The following is a 14,396-nucleotide window of genomic DNA, read 5'->3' as shown; positions in this document are numbered from 1 at the left end:
GCGCAGGCCGGGTTCAGGAAGGTCAAGCTGCGGGGACGGGCCAAGGTCGAGGCACTGATTACTTTCGCGGCCGCCGCCTACAATCTCGTACGGCTGCCCAAACTCATCGCCTTGTCAGCGGCCTGACCGGGCGACACCGCCACCGGCGCTGCGGACGGGGCTGAACCGCCGGCTATGGCCGGTCAGCCGAAACCGTCCAACCAACGGAAATCATCTCCGACGCCGCCAAATCAGGACTTCTTCAGCAGCCTGTTAGGCGACTTCGGCGCGGGTTATGCCGGTCTCAATCTGCTGGCGAGCTTCCAGCCCGATTACATCAAGCTCGACATGGAGCTGATCCGAGGGATCGCGACTTCACCGGCACGGCAGACCATCGTGGCCGGCGTGATCTTGATGGCGCGCCAACTGGACGTGGCGGTGATCGCCGAGGGTGTTGAGACAGAAGCGGAGATGAAAGCCCTACGAGCCGCCGGGATCCAGCTATTCCAAGGCTACCTCTTCGCCAAACCCACAGTGGCTAGCCTGCCGGGAGTCCAATTTCTAGCATCCACCCCCTTGGCGGCTAAAGCTTCCGCTCGGTCTGATGCTGCCTGACGATGGTGGTGGGACCTGAGGCTGGAGGGTTACCCCTTCAAGCATAGGGACCGCCGAACAAGTCCCCGAGCGCCTTCCGTCGGAACAGCGTGCGCCATCGTCGCCGCTGATGCTTGGGCCAGTCGTAGATCGTGTGGCAGCGCTGGTAGAAGGCTGCGAGGTTAGCGTCCGCGTTGTCGGCGTTCAATCCGAACGCACTGCCGATAAGGTTAACTGATCTGAAGATCTGCGCACTTCAGATCTTCGTGTTAGATGGACTTCTCGTTTAGACGAGCCCGGTGAAGATCGAGGTCATCCAGCAGGCGTGGCAAGAAAGCTGAAGCTGACTTCAGCTCGATGGTCTTTGTCCTGAGTACCACTAGCGCATCGGCCTGTGCCCTCAATCCCTGTGTCGAACTCAGATAGGCCCAGATCGCCGCATCGGCCTCACCGATGGCCACAGAGTGCTCAGCGTCGAGGAGCGCCCGGAAGATCTGTAGGGTTTGGTCAAGGGTAGCCATCCCTGGCAAACCATCCTTGAGTGGTTGTGTGCGCGAGGTTATCAAAAAATCCAGATCGAGAGCGTCAGGACTGCGGCGATCCCGCCGATGGCGGTGCAGAAGCCGGGGACGATCCAGTTGTTTAATCCCTGAGGTTGGGCCGCCTTCCGAACTCTGGCGGTCGCCGCCTCGGTCTTGCGGGCGAGCGCAATGCGCTCATGCGAAGCCGGGTTGCCGGCAGCCTCATCGTCCGTGCCGAGCTGCGACAGGCCAGGGTCATAGGCCGCGACCTTGTCGCCGGTCGCGCCGCTATCGATGTCGGCCTTCAACATGGCCGTAGTCGGCCGATCGGAGTAGGGCGGCTCGGCCACGTGCAGGTTGCCGGGCGATGGCGGGGTCTCGGATCGGAACAGCATGAGAGTGCCTTTCAGGGCAGTGGCATCCGGCATCGTTGGATGCGATACCGATCGCTCAAGGCTTGGATCTACTGCCTCAAGCATGTTGGCTCACGCCCCGGCAAAGCCGCTGCCGGGACGCTGAGAGTTCGATTCATTTGTTTCCTCGACAGTTTGGCCGATGCGAGCCAGCTTAGCCGACGCCGTTCCCACCCGCGCCGCCGCTGCCTGTCGAACCGACCCGGGACGGCTGGTCTACATTGCCCGCCGAGGCCGAGTCCTCCGAGATGCCGTCGGCAGCACGCCCCGTCGGAGAGTAGGTGGCGGCCCCTTCATCACCGGTCGAGCCGGGCTGGCGCGTGACGACGCCGGGCGCGTCGGGCGGGACGATGACGGTCGTGCTGGTCGGGGTCTCGAAGACCTGAGCGGAGACAGGGGTAGAGAGCGCCACGGCGAAAGCCGCGAAGAGGATGAGCTTGGTCATAGGGCCCTTTCTTGGTGAGGCTGGGGAACACTCGATCGCGCGCGATGTGTCCCAACGGTAATGTCGCAGGGGCGGGCAGTGGGATCTTGACCAGCGCGCGCCACTTTGGGGCCAGCCGCTAGTAGTAGTTTGGCCGGAGTTACTCACCCGGCGCGAGTCCCCGCCTAAAGAGGCACTGATTTTTAGTGAACGTCCTTGAGCCGCTGGATTGCTGCGTCGTGATACCAGCCGCTTCCATATTCAGTCGCAACGATCTGCTCGGGCTTGGGCTTCAGAGCAACGGCCTTGTTCTCGCGGCGAAGCCCGCTGGCGATCGGCACGATTTGCTTGGTGCGCCCAGCTGCCGTCGGCAGCTCGTGAGAAGATTTCATGGCCACTTCCTATCTTTCTTTATAATTCGCGATCGTTTTTAAATCAGGTGACGCGAGATCGTGATTTTGAAATAACTACTGCTATTGAATTTGCTAAGGAGCGTTCGAAATTTTATTTAGATATACACATACATTGCTTTATGGCTCTGGCTTGTATTTTGTAGAACCGGGTTATCGCTGTGCTTATAAATTGACCGGTGAGCGCTTGCAGGACGCGAACGAATTCGAACGGTAGTCCCGACACCCGCCCAGCGCCCGCCATCTTGAGCGCATGCCTGGGCAGTAGGGCCAGACCTACGACCCGCAGGAGGAGCTAGCGATACGCTTTCCCGCGATCAAACCGCTTATTGCAACGTTCAAGATAGCTCTCCGTTGTTCGCCTGATGCCAAAGCGCAGTCCCGTGCACGCGGAAGTTTCTGATGACGTCCTCCCCTCCAGATCGCCCACAGCCGGATCCTGACAGGAAGGGGGGCTCCCTCGCTTGGACCCTGGCTTTGTCTACCGCGCTGCTTGGCATCGTGGCTCTGCCGCGACGTGCGGCTCGCACAAGATCCTCCGGATCTGGAGAGATGCAGGATGGCAAGGGTGAAGGGGCTCGGCGCACTCCGCCCTCACACACCGGCGGCGACGCCCATGAGGTAGCGCGGACGCAGGCCGACCGCGGCCGCCGAGCGTCAAAGCCTACGGAGATCCCGGCCAAGGGCTGGAAAGACATCGCGCTGCGCACCTACCGGGACGTGGGTGAGAACCGGATCATGCTGGTGTCGGCTGGCGTGACCTTCTTCGCGCTGCTGGCGATCTTCCCCGCGATCGCCGCCCTGGTGTCTGTCTACGGTCTCGTCGCCGACGCCTCGACCATCAACAACCAGCTCGCCAGCTTGCAGGGCATCCTGCCCCAGGGTGCGCTCGATATCCTAAGCGATCAGGTCAAGAACCTCGACGAGAAGGGCAATGCCACGCTGGGACTGAGCCTGATCGTGAGCATCGCCCTGTCGGTGTGGAGCGCCAACGGCGGGATGAAGCACATCTTCGACGCGCTCAACCTCGTCTACAACGAGCGTGAGAAGCGCAACTTCATCATGCTCAACCTCGTGTCGCTGGCGTTCACGGCGGGCGCGCTGCTGTTCCTGATCCTGGCGCTCGGCGCCGTTGTCGTGCTGCCGGTGGTGTTCGAGTTCGTCGGCATCGGCAAGGAAGCGTGGTGGCTGGCGCTGCTGCGCTGGCCGGTGCTTCTGCTCGCCGTGCTCGGCGGCTTGGCGGTGCTGTACCGCTACGGTCCGAGCCGGGACGCGCCGCGCTGGCACTGGGTCACCGGGGGGAGCGCCGTGGCGGCGGTCCTCTGGCTCGGCGGCTCGCTGCTGTTCTCGTGGTACGTCGCCAACTTCGGCAGCTACAACAAGACCTACGGCTCGCTGGGCGCGGCGATCGGGTTCATGACCTGGATCTGGATCTCGACGACGATCGTGCTGCTGGGTGCGCAGCTGAACGCTGAGACCGAGCATCAGACCGCCGAGGACACCACTGTCGGTACGCCGCAGCCTTTGGGGACGCGGGGGGCAAAGATGGCCGATAATGTCGGAGCTGCTGCGGAATGAGCGGCTACCGCCTGACACCAGCGCTACGTGGCATCCCGATAAGCAGGCCCTATCAGGAGGCGACAATAGGTAGCGCGGCCGGCAATGTCAGATAAACGATCGCCTTTCCGACATGCGTCCTGCGTCCGTTGGAAAGCGCCAAGGAGGCCCTCCTTCCTGTCGGAAAAGCGCGTCGGCTTTTCAAGCCTCGGTAAAATACTCCTACGAAAGGCAATGTCTGGTTCGAGCCGTCACTCTCCAGAAAGCAGACCGGCGGCTTTCGGCCAGCTCCAGTCACGTCGGTGAGTGCCTCTGGACAGCTGGGTTGGGTGGTTTTCAGCCGGTCTGCTTTGGGCAGCGCAGGCATCGAAGCGGACGTCGATATCCCGCTGGATCACCACGTGGGTGCGGTTCCTGCGATGAGATCCGCCACAGCCCGTACAAGTTCGGCTTCCAAATACGGCTTCGTCAGCCTTGGGCGGTCGCGGTAGTTATCCGCGTCAGACAACTTCACGTCGCCGGTGGCGAATAGGTAAGGCACACCCAGCGCTCCCAGCTCTGCGGCCACGGGATAAACGGTTTTGCCGTCTCCGAGGTTTACATCCAGCACGGCCGCGGTGAGACCACCACCATCGATAAGGTCGAGGGCCTGATCGACGCTTGGAACCGGACCTGTCACCGTCGCTCCGGCAGCTGACAGCCAACGCTTCAGGTCCATGGCGATCAGGTACTCATCCTCGACGACGAGGATGCAGTGGCCAGCGAGCGGTTGAGCAGGATCAGACACCAGCCCTCCAAAGCGCGCAGCGAATGCTCGTCAGAATAAGGTCCCCGAACGGCTGCGCCCTCACACAGGTCAAGATACCGGCATTTCGATCCGGCAGCGCACGCCGTCCGTTCCAAGCTCGTAATCGACCTTGGCCTCCAGCGCGTAGGCCAGGGCTTCCTGGATCAGTTCGGTGCCGTAGCCGCGTCGCGTCGATCTGTTCGATGCAACGGCGACACCGCTTTCGACCCAGCTCAATGCCAAGCGGCGGCGTTCGCGTCGGTCGAACACGATTTCCCACGTTATGAGAAGGCCGCCATTATCGTCACGTAATGCTCCATATTTGACGGCGTTGGTGGCCAGCTCGTGCAAGGCGAGTGCGAAGTTCTGCACCTGCCGGGCGGTGAGATAGACCTCTGGTCCGGACAGCGTTGCACGACTTGACCCTCTCTCAGCATGCGCCGCCAGCTCAGCGCGAACGAGCGTCCCGACCTCGACCTGATCGCTGCCGCTTTGGCTGAGCAGGCCCTGGGCACGGCCGAGCGCCTGCAGGCGCTCCTCGAACGCCTCTACTGATCCACCTCGCCTTACACTTCGGTCGGCGATGGCCCTCACCACCCCAAGGAGGTTGCGTGCTCGGTGCTGCAACTCATTGACCAGAACCTCCTGACGCGCCTGCAGCGTGCGCCGGTCCGTTACATCAATGTTGACACCCGCCCACTTGCGGACCGTCCCGTCGGGCCGCGTGATCGGCACCACGCGGACATTCGACCACCGCCACGTCGCGCTCGGCGCGTGCCACAGGCGATACTCGGCATCGATCGCCAGCCCAGCGGCAACGGCCGCTCGCCATTTGCTCTCGATCGCCGCCCGATCATCGACGTGGATCGCTTGAAGCCAGCCTGACCCCTGCCACTCGTCTAGAGATTGGCCGGTGAAGGCACGCCACCCCGGGCTGTCGGTGACAATGACGCCGTCCGTGCGCGCCTCCCAGCTGAACTGGCCAAACCCTTCGACGAGCCCGCGGAACCGCTCCTCGCTCTCGCGCAGCGCTATCTCGGATTTCTTGCGCTCCGTGATGTCGCGCACTGTCCCCTTCATGCAGTGAATGCGCTTCCCCGCATCGACCTCGACTTGGCCCTGTGCACCGATCCAGCGAATTTCGCCGCCCGCGGCTTGGATGCGGCACTCGAAGCTCCAGCCCCCATCCGTGGCGATGGCGTTCTGGAAATCAGCATCGACCCAACCCCGGTCCTCCGAAACGACGTGACCGAGGAACATGTCGTAGGTCCATTCAGCCGGAGGCGTCTCGTACCCGAAGATCCGGTCATGCTGCGGTGAGCGCCAAGCTCTCCGTGTCGCCAAATTAAGTTCCCATGCGCCGACCTTGCCGGCCTCCAGCGCACGCGTAAGTCGGTCCTCGCTTTCGCGGATGCGATCGTCCGCCAATCGCTGTGCTGTGACGTCGAAGCTTACGCCGTTGACGATCCACGGATGCTCTCGCTCAGCACGGCCAAGCCAGCGCACCCAGCGCCCCGCACTCGGTCCGCTCGCAATCGCGAGCTCACCATCGAGATCCTCACCCGCTGCCAGTGCGCGCGTGATCATTTCGCTCATCTTGACCCGACTTTGCGGGGACATTCGGTCCGAGAAGTCGGAGAGCTGGCGGAGTTTATCTGACGGCGGGAAGCCCCAAAGCTCTAGAAACGTGGCATCGCCCTGGATGAATTCATCACGCAGGTTCCAGCGCCAAGTCCCCATGCGACCGCCTTCGACGGCAAGGCGACGCAGGTCCTCGCTCCGTTGCAGGGCGGCCTCGACGTCGATCTTCTCACGTAGGGCCGCTTCAGTTGCAACAAGCCGACGTTCGAGGTCGGCGATGGTGGCCCGCTCATCCATCTGACGATGGAGCACAATGCAGACATGAGGTGCAACTCAACTTCAGCTTCTCGGCGTATAGGCGCGCCTTCCCACTCTGACCCGAGGTCGCTCAATGGCAAACAAACGACCGCTTTGGAGATACGCAAACGGCGCTCCCAGAGGCTGGGCTGGGTCGTCAGGAGGCCGTCCGCTTTTCTAGAGCGTGTTATGAACCAGTCATAAGTCGTTCGGCCTGTTTCAGCATGAGACAGACGAAGGCGACCATATGAAGTCCTGCCAGCGTGCTGGCATAACGCTCGTAATCCTTGACCAGGCGCCGACAGCGCGTCGCCCAGGCGAAGGACCGCTCCACCACCCAGCGACGCGGCAGCAGGACAAACCCGCGTTTGGCCTCGGGCGCCTTGACCACCTCCAGGGCGATACCGTGCGCCTGGGCCGCGTCCGCCGCCCGCGCGCCGGTGTAGCCCTGATCGACGAAGCCCGTCTCGACGCTTCCGTCCGTCTCCGCTTGCACCGCGCCGGTCAGGCGATCGACCTCGCCGCGATCGTCGGCATCGGCCGGGGTGACATGCAGCGCCACCACGTGGCCTGGCGTATCCACCGCCAGATGCACCTTCGAACCGCGCTTGCGCTTGGCCCCGTCGTAGCCCGCCCGCTCGCCGCTCTCGGGCGAGGACCGCAGCGTCCGGCTGTCCAGGATCACCGCCGACGGCTCCGGCTTGCGATCCCCTGCCATCCGTAGAACCGCCCGTAGATCACCGGCCGCATCCGTGAAGCACTCCGCAGCCAGCCAGCGCTGCGTCTGCTGGTACACCGCCGCCCACGGCGGCAGGTCGTGCGGCATGAACCGCCACGGCGCCCCCGTCTTCACGATGAACCGCAAGCCGTTGAACACCTCGCGCAGGTCGTGGTCACGCTGGCCCGAACTCTCCCGCAGCAGCGCCAGATACGGCGCAACCAGCGCTCATTCCTCATCGGACACGTCAGATGGATAGCCGGCACGACCTGCGCTCATGCCCGAAAACGCAAACCTCACCCATTCAGTTCATAACAGCCTCTAGGCAGCCTCCTCCGAAACGGTCATTCCGCTAACGGCCAGACTACGTCAAGACGGCTCGCCAGCGCGCGCAGTACCGGACATTCGGCTTGGCGCCCATCCCGGTCATTCAGCTGGCTGTGACCGCGCCTCGTAAGCGGACGCTACCGGTCAGATCCTGGGTCGCGCGATGGCCTGTAGGGGCGTTACTGATATGTGCGTAGCAGAGTGGCCACTCCCAGTCGCAACGGCATCAATGTGGGCTACGACGGCGCCAGCGCTTAAGCGCAGCTTTGCAACACCTCCAGGGCGTGCCCTGGAACTGTCCCGATCACGTGCGGTTCCCCAATCCTACAGCGACCTAGCGCCCTGAGGTGTATCGTGCGTGACCGCGGGCCAGTCTCACGCCGTCTCCTGCTGCAGTCCGGAAGCCTTGCTGCCACCAGCATCCTGCTCGGGATCAGAGGAGCCACAGGCTTGGAGACGAACCCCGACGGTTCAGCGAACGCTTCGACCGGCCGTCGGCCAACGACCCTCGATACCGACTACTTCAAGGGTATGTACGCTACCGAGTCCGACCCATGGAAATTTGCCACGAGCCCGTACGAGCGTGACAAGTACGCGGCGACGCTGGCGGCCCTACCGCGCGTCCACTACGCGTCCGCCCTGGATGTCGGCTGCTCGATCGGCGTGTTCACGCATCAGCTCTGCCCCCGCTGCGACGCGCTGATTGGCCTCGACGTGGTACCGTCGGTTCTTGAAGCGGCTCGTGCCCGGTGCGCCGATTGTCCGAACGCACGCTTCATGCTGGCTGCCGTTCCTGGCACTTGGCCGGAAGGGCGGTTCGACCTGATCGTAATTTCGGAAGTGGCATACTACCTCGACCGCGCCGATCTCGCGCGCCTGGTCGCGCGTGTCGAGGGTGCGTTGTTACCCGAGGCTGACATCGTGCTGGTCCACTGGCTCGGCGTCACCCACTACCCCCTCTCCGGCGATGACGCAGCCGAAGGCTTCATCGCAGGTGCACGGAACTTTGCGACGGTCCTGAAGCAGTCGAGGACGGCCGAGTATCGGCTCGACGTGCTGCGCGGCATCAAGACCGACGCGCATTAAGTGCGGTGATCGCATCACGGGAGCGCGCCAGTCAGGCTTTGGTCCGTGTCCGAGCCATCGCGACCGCGTACAACACGAGGCCGGCCAGCATCATGAGCAAACCCGCGAGCGACTGGAGCGGCCTGGCTGAAACGAGGTAGACCATCATGAACAGTGTGACCGCGAGGAAAATCAGCGGCGTGAACGGGTAACCCCAGGTTCGATACGGCCGCGGCAGGTCTGGCCGGGTGAGCCGCAGCTTGAACAGACCCAACACGGTCAGGAACGAGCAGGCGATCAGGCCAAACTGGACGAACTCGAGCACCGCCTCGAAGCTCTGGGTCAGGAGCAGGAGGCTGGCGACGCCGCATTGGAGCAGGATCGCTGCGGTCGGCACACCGTTGCGTGAGCGACGCGCGAACATGCGCAGAAGCACCACATCCTCGCCCATCGCCACCGTCACAAGCGGACCGATCCACATCATCGCGCTGATCGTCGGGATCAAGCCGGCGCAGATTAGGGTGCCGACGAGGCGGCCACCCGCCTCGCCGAAGATGTGCCGACCGGCAATGAGGGCGACGTCGACCTGGCCAGCGAGTTCTGTCAGTGGCGTCGTGTAGAGGAACACCGCGTTCAGTGCGACGTAGAGCACCACCACGAAGCCCGTCCCGGCGAGCAGCGCACGCGGCAGGCTGCGCTGCGGATCACCGAGCTCGCCGACAATGTAGGTCGCGGCGTTCCAGCCCGAGTAGGCGTACATTACGAACACGAGGCTCACTGCGAAGCTCGCGCTGACGATCTGCGTGAGGTCGGACGCGTTGGGGACGAAGCTGGTCGACTGGCCACCTCCGCGGGCGAAGCCCACCCCGATGAAGACGACGATTAGTCCGAGTTTCAGCACCGTGAAGGCAAGCTGGAAGGCGCTGCTGTGGCGCAGTCCGCGCAGGTGAACGGCCGAGACGATCCAGATCACCGCCAGGCCGAGCGAGAGTGCCGGCGCGCCGGCCAGAACGGCCTGGGCGTACTGCCCGAACGCCATGGCCGCGAGCGCCACCGGCGCGGCAAACCCGACGGTGGCCGAGAGCCAGCCCGCCATGAAGCCGACGGCAGGACCGTACATGTGCGACAGGAATGTGTACTCGCCGCCGGAGCGGGGAAACATCGTGGCGAGTTCGGCGTAACAGAGCGCCCCGCAGAGCGCGACACCGCCGCCGACGACCCACAGTAGCACCAGGGCGAAGCCGGACGGGACGGCTCGGGCCTGGAACCCCAGACTGGTGAAGACACCGACGCCGATCATGTCGGCTACCACGATGGCCGTCGCCGTCAGGGTGGTGACTGCCGGTAAGCTTCGTGTTCCGATCGGTCGATTGGTCATCTCTGCCACCTGTCGGGATCTGTCGCGCTGACGGGCCAGCTCGCGAGAAGCCGAGCAAGCGCCAGCATGTGCCGCACATCGGGCAAACCACATGACCGGCTGCTGAGCTGCTGATTAAGTCGCACGACGTGACGGCCCGTAAACCGAAGGACTGGAATATCCTCTGACAGTAACCACGCGCTGGCGACTGACGGCGCGAGCGGGGCACTTGTCGCGGCCTGTCGAGAAGACACCATGGATCAGCGCACGCCGCTCGACCTGACGTTCGACGCCGTCGCCGCAGCGCGCGCGGCGTCGCTGTCGTCGGCACAGCGCGCGGCCACGCAGGATCACGACGACGGCTTCCCGACCGAGGACGTCGCCGACCTCGCGCGCCTCGGCCTGCTCGCCGCGCCCGTCCCCCGCAAGATGGGCGGTGCGGGCCTCGGCGAGGAGCCAGGTTCCCGGATGCTATCCGAGGTGTTGCGCCTCGTCGGCTACGGCTGCCTCGCACTCGGACGGCTGTACGAGGGCCACGTCAACGCGCTGCAGCTCATCACCCGGTACGGCGACGCGGGCCAGCACGCGCGCCTGTTCGCAGATGCCCGCGCCGGCCACCTGTTCGGCGTCTGGAACACAGAGCCGGCCGTCGACGGCCTCGTCCTCGAACATGGTGAGGAGGCACTGCTGCTAAGCGGTGTGAAGACCTTCGCGTCGGGGGCGGGGTTCGTGACCCGCGCCCTGGTCACGGCGCGGGCGCCGAGTGGCAACGGGACGCTCATGCTGGTCGTGCCGCTGGAGGCCGGGACCCGCGCCGACCTCTCAGCTTGGCGGGCACACGGCATGCGGGCGTCGGCCACGGGAACCCTCGACTTCGGCGGGATGACCCTCTCGACCGAGGCCGTCCTCGGCGAGGTGGACGACTACTTCCGCCAGCCGGTCTTCTCGGGCGGCGCGTGGCGGTTCCTGGCGGTGCAGCTCGGTGGCATTGAGGCCGTGTTCGACGCGTGGCGCGCACATCTCGTCCGGGTCGGGCGCGGAGCCGACCCGCCCGGCAAGTCAATCCACGCCATCCTCGACAACGTCGCCACCCACAAACATCCGAAGGTGCGCGCCTGGCTCGCCCGGCATCCGCGCTGGACGTTCCACTTCACCCCGACCTCGGCCTCGTGGCTCAACGCGGTCGAGGGCTTCTTCTCCGCACTGACCCGTCGTCGGCTGCGGCGAGGCTCCTTCAACGGCGTCGTCGACCTGCAGGCGGCGATCAAACGCTACATCGCCGAGCACAACCGGCGCGCCAGACCCTTCGTTTGGACAAAACCCGCTACCGACATCCTCGCCGCCGTCAGCCGATCCCCTGAACCATCCGTCTGAGTCAGTGCACTGGACCCTAACGGCTGCGCCCGGTGTCCGGTCGAATTGGGGGCCATTCCAGGACGTCTATAATTTAAGGATCCCCACCCGCCGAAGTTCCGGGATCATGCATGCGTCAGGCTCGCCCAATCCAGGATCGAGTTACCCTTGACCAATCGTGTGGTCAGGAGCGGGCCTAGCCAGTTCGGGGGTTGAAGTCTGTACGACCGCTCCGAAGGAACGCAAACCTTGCCTCAGCATCGCCACACCGAGGCGATTGCCAGACTGCAGACTCTGATCCGCACGCCTGCACCGTCGATCATTTCGGTTAACGGCATCAGAAATCAGTCTGCATCGTGCCGTGCGTTAAAGTCGCATGCACCTCAGTTCGAACCAGGGAACTTGGCTCGAACGCCACGTGTCCCCCGTGTGTGCCGGACCCGCTGGCATCCCTCGAATGCTCTTGACAGGAGACCGGCCGATGAGCCGCAACAAGCCGTTGGCCGAGCAGGTCATCGTCATCACAGGTGCGTCCTCCGGCATCGGCCTGACCACCGCCCGTATGGCTGCCAAGCGCGGCGCGCGCGTGGTCATCGCCGCGCGCAGCGGTGATGTCCTCGCCAAGGTGCAGGCCGAGATCGAGGGCGTCGGCGGCAAGGCGGTCCACATCGTCGCCGATGTCGGCAAGCGCCAGGACGTACGAGCCATCGCCGACAAGGCGATCGCCACGTTCGGCGGCTTCGACACCTGGGTCAACGTCGCCGGGCTGACGATCTACGGCCCGCTCAGCGAGATCTCCGACGAGGACCACGCCCGCCTGCTGCAGACCAATTTCTGGGGTACGGTGTTCGGCTCTCTCATCGCCGTCGAGCATCTGCGCGAGCATGGCGGCACGCTGATCAATATCGGCAGCATCGCTTCCGACCTCGCCTTCCCATTCCAGGGCATGTACGCGGCGAGCAAGCACGCCATCAAAGGCTTCACCGACGCCTTGCGTATGGAGCTCATACAGGAAGGCGCTCCGGTCTCGGTCACGCTGATCAAGCCGACCTCGATCGACACACCGCTACCAGAGCGGGCGCGCAACTACATGGACCGCGAGCCGACGCTTCCGCCACCGATCTATCGCCCCGAGGTCGTCGCCGAGGCCATTCTGCACGCAGCGGTCCATCCGCAGCGTGACATCGTCGTCGGCGGTGCCGGAAAGCTGCTGATCGCGGCCAAGGAGTTCGCGCCCGGAGCCATGGATCTGCTCGCACCGGCGATCGTCGCGCTACAGAAACGGAGCAAGCCGCCAAGCCAGCCGGAGGGGGCTCTCCACGCACCGATGAAGGCTGGCGAGACGATCGGCACGCAGCCGCTCTACGCGATGCGGACGAGCGCCTACACGCGGGCGAGCATGCATCCGCTCGCGACGACCGTCGGGGCAATTGGTCTGGGGCTTGCCGCCACCGCCATAGGGCTCCTCGGATCGGGTAAGCCGCGTCGCAGCCGAAAGCAGCTCTGAACTGGGCCAAGCTGAGCTGCTTGCGGCGCCGCTTACGATACATCGAAGAGATGGAACGAACCGATGCGGTCATCGCGCGTGGTCCTATGGATCGCCGAACCGGAAATGACCGCCGAGGCGTGGAGAGCGCGGCATGTGACGAAGCACTCAGCCTGAGCCTGCTCCATCACCGCCCGTTCCAGAAGAAGATCGGCTCGTCATCCCGAGGATCCAGCGAAGCGGCTCATCCTTCGCTGAGGAGGCGGGCATCAGGGCTGAGTCAATACGCACTCGACAGGCATGCTTCAAACCTGAGGCATCGATAACCGAACGCCATAGCGTGACACCGTTCTTCGGCTTCAGTTCGGCCTCAGTTCCTACCGCCGGGCAAGCTAGTCTCGAACCCGCGATTTTGTCGCTGTCGCGCCTGGTGAACCATCGTCCTGACCGCGTCCTTTCCCTCGCAACGTGAGGCGTCGGCTGCGGTCGATAGCTCGCTTCGCCGAAGGCTTACAGCTTCACGGCAAAGGAGACACCATGCAAGGGCAGTGGGCATCGTTCGGCATCGGCTTCGTCACCGGTCTGCGGAGCATGACCGCTTGCGCCGCGTTGACCTGGGCCGCATCGCAGGAAAAGACGCAGCTCCGATGGTTGCCATCCGGACCGGTGTCACGTGGCCTCGCCGCGACGGCCGCTCTGGGTGAGATGGCGGGAGACAAGATGCCGTTCGCTCCTGACCGCCGCATTGTGCCCTCCGTCGCGGCACGGCTCGCGATCGGCGCAGTTGGCGGCGCGGCGCTTGTTGGACGGAATGCGTCGCCGCTCACCGGTCCCTTGCTTGGTATGGCCGGCGCGGTCGCAGGAACGCTGTTGGGCCGCACCCTGCGCGGAGGGACCACGCGTTCGGGCTCGGACTGGACGCGTGCACTGACCGAGGATGCAGTGGCCGCCGGGCTTGCCGCAACTTTGGTCTACTACGCGGAGCCACGCGGTCGCGCATCCAGACAGTTAGCAGCCAGTCCGGCAAGACGCGGACCGAACCAAGATGTCGCTATCGCCGATCGTCATGACGCTGATGAGCTGCTCACCGCGCTTCCAAAGCATCGAGCAGGCCGCTGATCCGAACGGCGCGCAGCTCTCAGCCTCCGGGTAGGCTTCACAGGTGCTCTCGCGGCGATCGCATCCCCTGCTCGATGCCAGTATAGGCGCCGGTTTCCAGCCCAGCTCCAAAAGCGAGGCGCGGGCGTCCGAGTAGAGAGTGTTCGGCCTGAACTTCGGCAGCTGTTCAGCTGCTGGCGCCCCACTAGTAGCGACGACGAGAGCGATGGCGGCAAAAACTGTGCGCATGGCGACAGGATAGCTGGGAATGACGGTGTCGAGGTAGCCGTTGATCGGCCCCCACAGGGTGGTCCAAGGTTAAAGTTAGTGCGCAGTAGGCCGCTCCACCACGGTTAGCTTGGCCGGCGGAGCTGGTCGGGCGAGCGCAGCCGGCCAAGCGGTGAAGGCTGGCATGAACACCTCTGGTGC

The 14,396-nt window shown here is 64.3% G+C and carries 13 protein-coding genes and 2 pseudogenes; 7 read left to right on the top strand and 8 right to left on the bottom strand.

The genetic code is table 11. The features are described 5' to 3' along the window. Together MKK84_RS31340 and MKK84_RS31335 are read left to right on the top strand one after the other, a co-directional pair. Window positions 1-126: pseudogene (locus tag MKK84_RS31340) on the top strand (IS5/IS1182 family transposase); the annotation flags it as partial. Window positions 127-174: 48 nt separating this feature from the next. Further along, window positions 175-594: an EAL domain-containing protein gene (locus tag MKK84_RS31335; RefSeq protein WP_409566566.1), complete on the top strand. Its 420-nt coding sequence runs from the start codon at window positions 175-177 to the stop codon at window positions 592-594. A gap of 248 nt (window positions 595-842) precedes the next feature. Here the strand turns inward: MKK84_RS31335 and MKK84_RS31330 are convergent, their stop codons facing one another. The 4 genes from MKK84_RS31330 to MKK84_RS31315 all read right to left on the bottom strand — a co-directional run bounded on the left by MKK84_RS31330 (window position 843) and on the right by MKK84_RS31315 (window position 2,323). Further along, window positions 843-1,094 carry a hypothetical protein gene (locus MKK84_RS31330; protein ID WP_243926309.1) on the bottom strand — a complete coding sequence of 84 codons (252 nt, stop codon included), beginning with the start codon at window positions 1,092-1,094 and terminating at the stop codon, window positions 843-845. A gap of 41 nt (window positions 1,095-1,135) precedes the next feature. After that, window positions 1,136-1,489: a hypothetical protein gene (locus MKK84_RS31325; protein WP_243926307.1), complete on the bottom strand. Its 354-nt coding sequence runs from the start codon at window positions 1,487-1,489 to the stop codon at window positions 1,136-1,138. 172 nt (window positions 1,490-1,661) lie between these two features. Beyond that, entirely contained in the window at window positions 1,662-1,952 is a 291-nt protein-coding gene (locus MKK84_RS31320; RefSeq protein WP_243926305.1) for a hypothetical protein, read from the bottom strand. Window positions 1,953-2,134: 182 nt separating this feature from the next. Next, window positions 2,135-2,323 carry a DUF2735 domain-containing protein gene (locus MKK84_RS31315; RefSeq protein ID WP_243926303.1) on the bottom strand — a complete coding sequence of 63 codons (189 nt, stop codon included), beginning with the start codon at window positions 2,321-2,323 and terminating at the stop codon, window positions 2,135-2,137. Between the two features lie 420 nt (window positions 2,324-2,743). Between MKK84_RS31315 and MKK84_RS31310 the strand changes: the two genes are divergently transcribed. Next, on the top strand, window positions 2,744-3,919 hold the full coding sequence (locus MKK84_RS31310; protein ID WP_243926301.1) for a YihY/virulence factor BrkB family protein: 1,176 nt from the start codon (window positions 2,744-2,746) through the stop codon (window positions 3,917-3,919). 373 nt (window positions 3,920-4,292) lie between these two features. Here MKK84_RS31310 and MKK84_RS31305 read toward each other — a convergent pair whose 3' ends face one another. The 3 genes from MKK84_RS31305 to MKK84_RS31295 all read right to left on the bottom strand — a co-directional run bounded on the left by MKK84_RS31305 (window position 4,293) and on the right by MKK84_RS31295 (window position 7,506). Next, window positions 4,293-4,685 (bottom strand): response regulator, encoded by a 393-nt coding sequence (locus MKK84_RS31305; RefSeq protein ID WP_243926300.1) that lies wholly within the window; start codon window positions 4,683-4,685, stop codon window positions 4,293-4,295. Window positions 4,686-4,754: 69 nt separating this feature from the next. After that, window positions 4,755-6,563: a PAS domain-containing protein gene (locus tag MKK84_RS31300; RefSeq protein WP_243926298.1), complete on the bottom strand. Its 1,809-nt coding sequence runs from the start codon at window positions 6,561-6,563 to the stop codon at window positions 4,755-4,757. 187 nt (window positions 6,564-6,750) lie between these two features. Next, the gene (locus MKK84_RS31295; RefSeq protein ID WP_243926313.1) at window positions 6,751-7,506 is read right to left on the bottom strand and encodes an IS5 family transposase; all 756 of its coding nucleotides are present in this window, start codon (window positions 7,504-7,506) and stop codon (window positions 6,751-6,753) included. Between the two features lie 633 nt (window positions 7,507-8,139). Here MKK84_RS31295 and MKK84_RS31290 point away from each other — a divergent pair. Then, a complete protein-coding gene (locus tag MKK84_RS31290; protein WP_243926311.1) occupies window positions 8,140-8,694 on the top strand; it encodes a class I SAM-dependent DNA methyltransferase in 555 nt (184 codons plus the stop codon). Between the two features lie 31 nt (window positions 8,695-8,725). Here MKK84_RS31290 and MKK84_RS31285 read toward each other — a convergent pair whose 3' ends face one another. Next, a complete protein-coding gene (locus tag MKK84_RS31285) occupies window positions 8,726-10,051 on the bottom strand; it encodes an APC family permease (protein WP_243926296.1) in 1,326 nt (441 codons plus the stop codon). A gap of 234 nt (window positions 10,052-10,285) precedes the next feature. Here MKK84_RS31285 and MKK84_RS31280 point away from each other — a divergent pair, with 234 nt between their 5' ends. From MKK84_RS31280 to MKK84_RS31270, 3 genes and pseudogenes are all read left to right on the top strand, one after another. Continuing rightward, window positions 10,286-11,404, top strand: coding sequence for a transposase (locus MKK84_RS31280; protein WP_243926295.1), 1,119 nt, complete (start codon window positions 10,286-10,288; stop codon window positions 11,402-11,404). Between the two features lie 460 nt (window positions 11,405-11,864). Beyond that, window positions 11,865-12,890 carry an SDR family oxidoreductase gene (locus MKK84_RS31275; RefSeq protein WP_243926293.1) on the top strand — a complete coding sequence of 342 codons (1,026 nt, stop codon included), beginning with the start codon at window positions 11,865-11,867 and terminating at the stop codon, window positions 12,888-12,890. 516 nt (window positions 12,891-13,406) lie between these two features. Further along, window positions 13,407-13,892: pseudogene (locus MKK84_RS31270) on the top strand (hypothetical protein); the annotation flags it as partial. Window positions 13,893-14,396: the final 504 nt, after the last annotated feature.

Origin of the sequence: Methylobacterium sp. E-065 (genome assembly GCF_022829605.1) — a bacterium.
Taxonomy (GTDB): domain Bacteria; phylum Pseudomonadota; class Alphaproteobacteria; order Rhizobiales; family Beijerinckiaceae; genus Methylobacterium.
Note: the sequence above shows the minus strand (reverse complement) of the source record. Positions and strands in the feature narration are given on the sequence as shown.

Bases quoted from the DNA above. Each gene is read 5' to 3' on its own strand.
- MKK84_RS31275 (WP_243926293.1), top strand. From the start codon at position 11,865: ATGAGCCGCAACAAGCCGTTGGCCGAGCAGGTCATCGTCATCACAGGT.
- MKK84_RS31315 (WP_243926303.1), bottom strand. From the start codon at position 2,323: ATGAAATCTTCTCACGAGCTGCCGACGGCAGCTGGGCGCACCAAGCAA.
- MKK84_RS31325 (WP_243926307.1), bottom strand. From the start codon at position 1,489: ATGCTGTTCCGATCCGAGACCCCGCCATCGCCCGGCAACCTGCACGTG.
- MKK84_RS31320 (WP_243926305.1), bottom strand. From the start codon at position 1,952: ATGACCAAGCTCATCCTCTTCGCGGCTTTCGCCGTGGCGCTCTCTACC.
- MKK84_RS31280 (WP_243926295.1), top strand. From the start codon at position 10,286: ATGGATCAGCGCACGCCGCTCGACCTGACGTTCGACGCCGTCGCCGCA.
- MKK84_RS31300 (WP_243926298.1), bottom strand. From the start codon at position 6,563: ATGGATGAGCGGGCCACCATCGCCGACCTCGAACGTCGGCTTGTTGCA.
- MKK84_RS31310 (WP_243926301.1), top strand. From the start codon at position 2,744: ATGACGTCCTCCCCTCCAGATCGCCCACAGCCGGATCCTGACAGGAAG.
- MKK84_RS31290 (WP_243926311.1), top strand. From the start codon at position 8,140: ATGTACGCTACCGAGTCCGACCCATGGAAATTTGCCACGAGCCCGTAC.
- MKK84_RS31335 (WP_409566566.1), top strand. From the start codon at position 175: ATGGCCGGTCAGCCGAAACCGTCCAACCAACGGAAATCATCTCCGACG.
- MKK84_RS31330 (WP_243926309.1), bottom strand. From the start codon at position 1,094: ATGGCTACCCTTGACCAAACCCTACAGATCTTCCGGGCGCTCCTCGAC.
- MKK84_RS31285 (WP_243926296.1), bottom strand. From the start codon at position 10,051: ATGACCAATCGACCGATCGGAACACGAAGCTTACCGGCAGTCACCACC.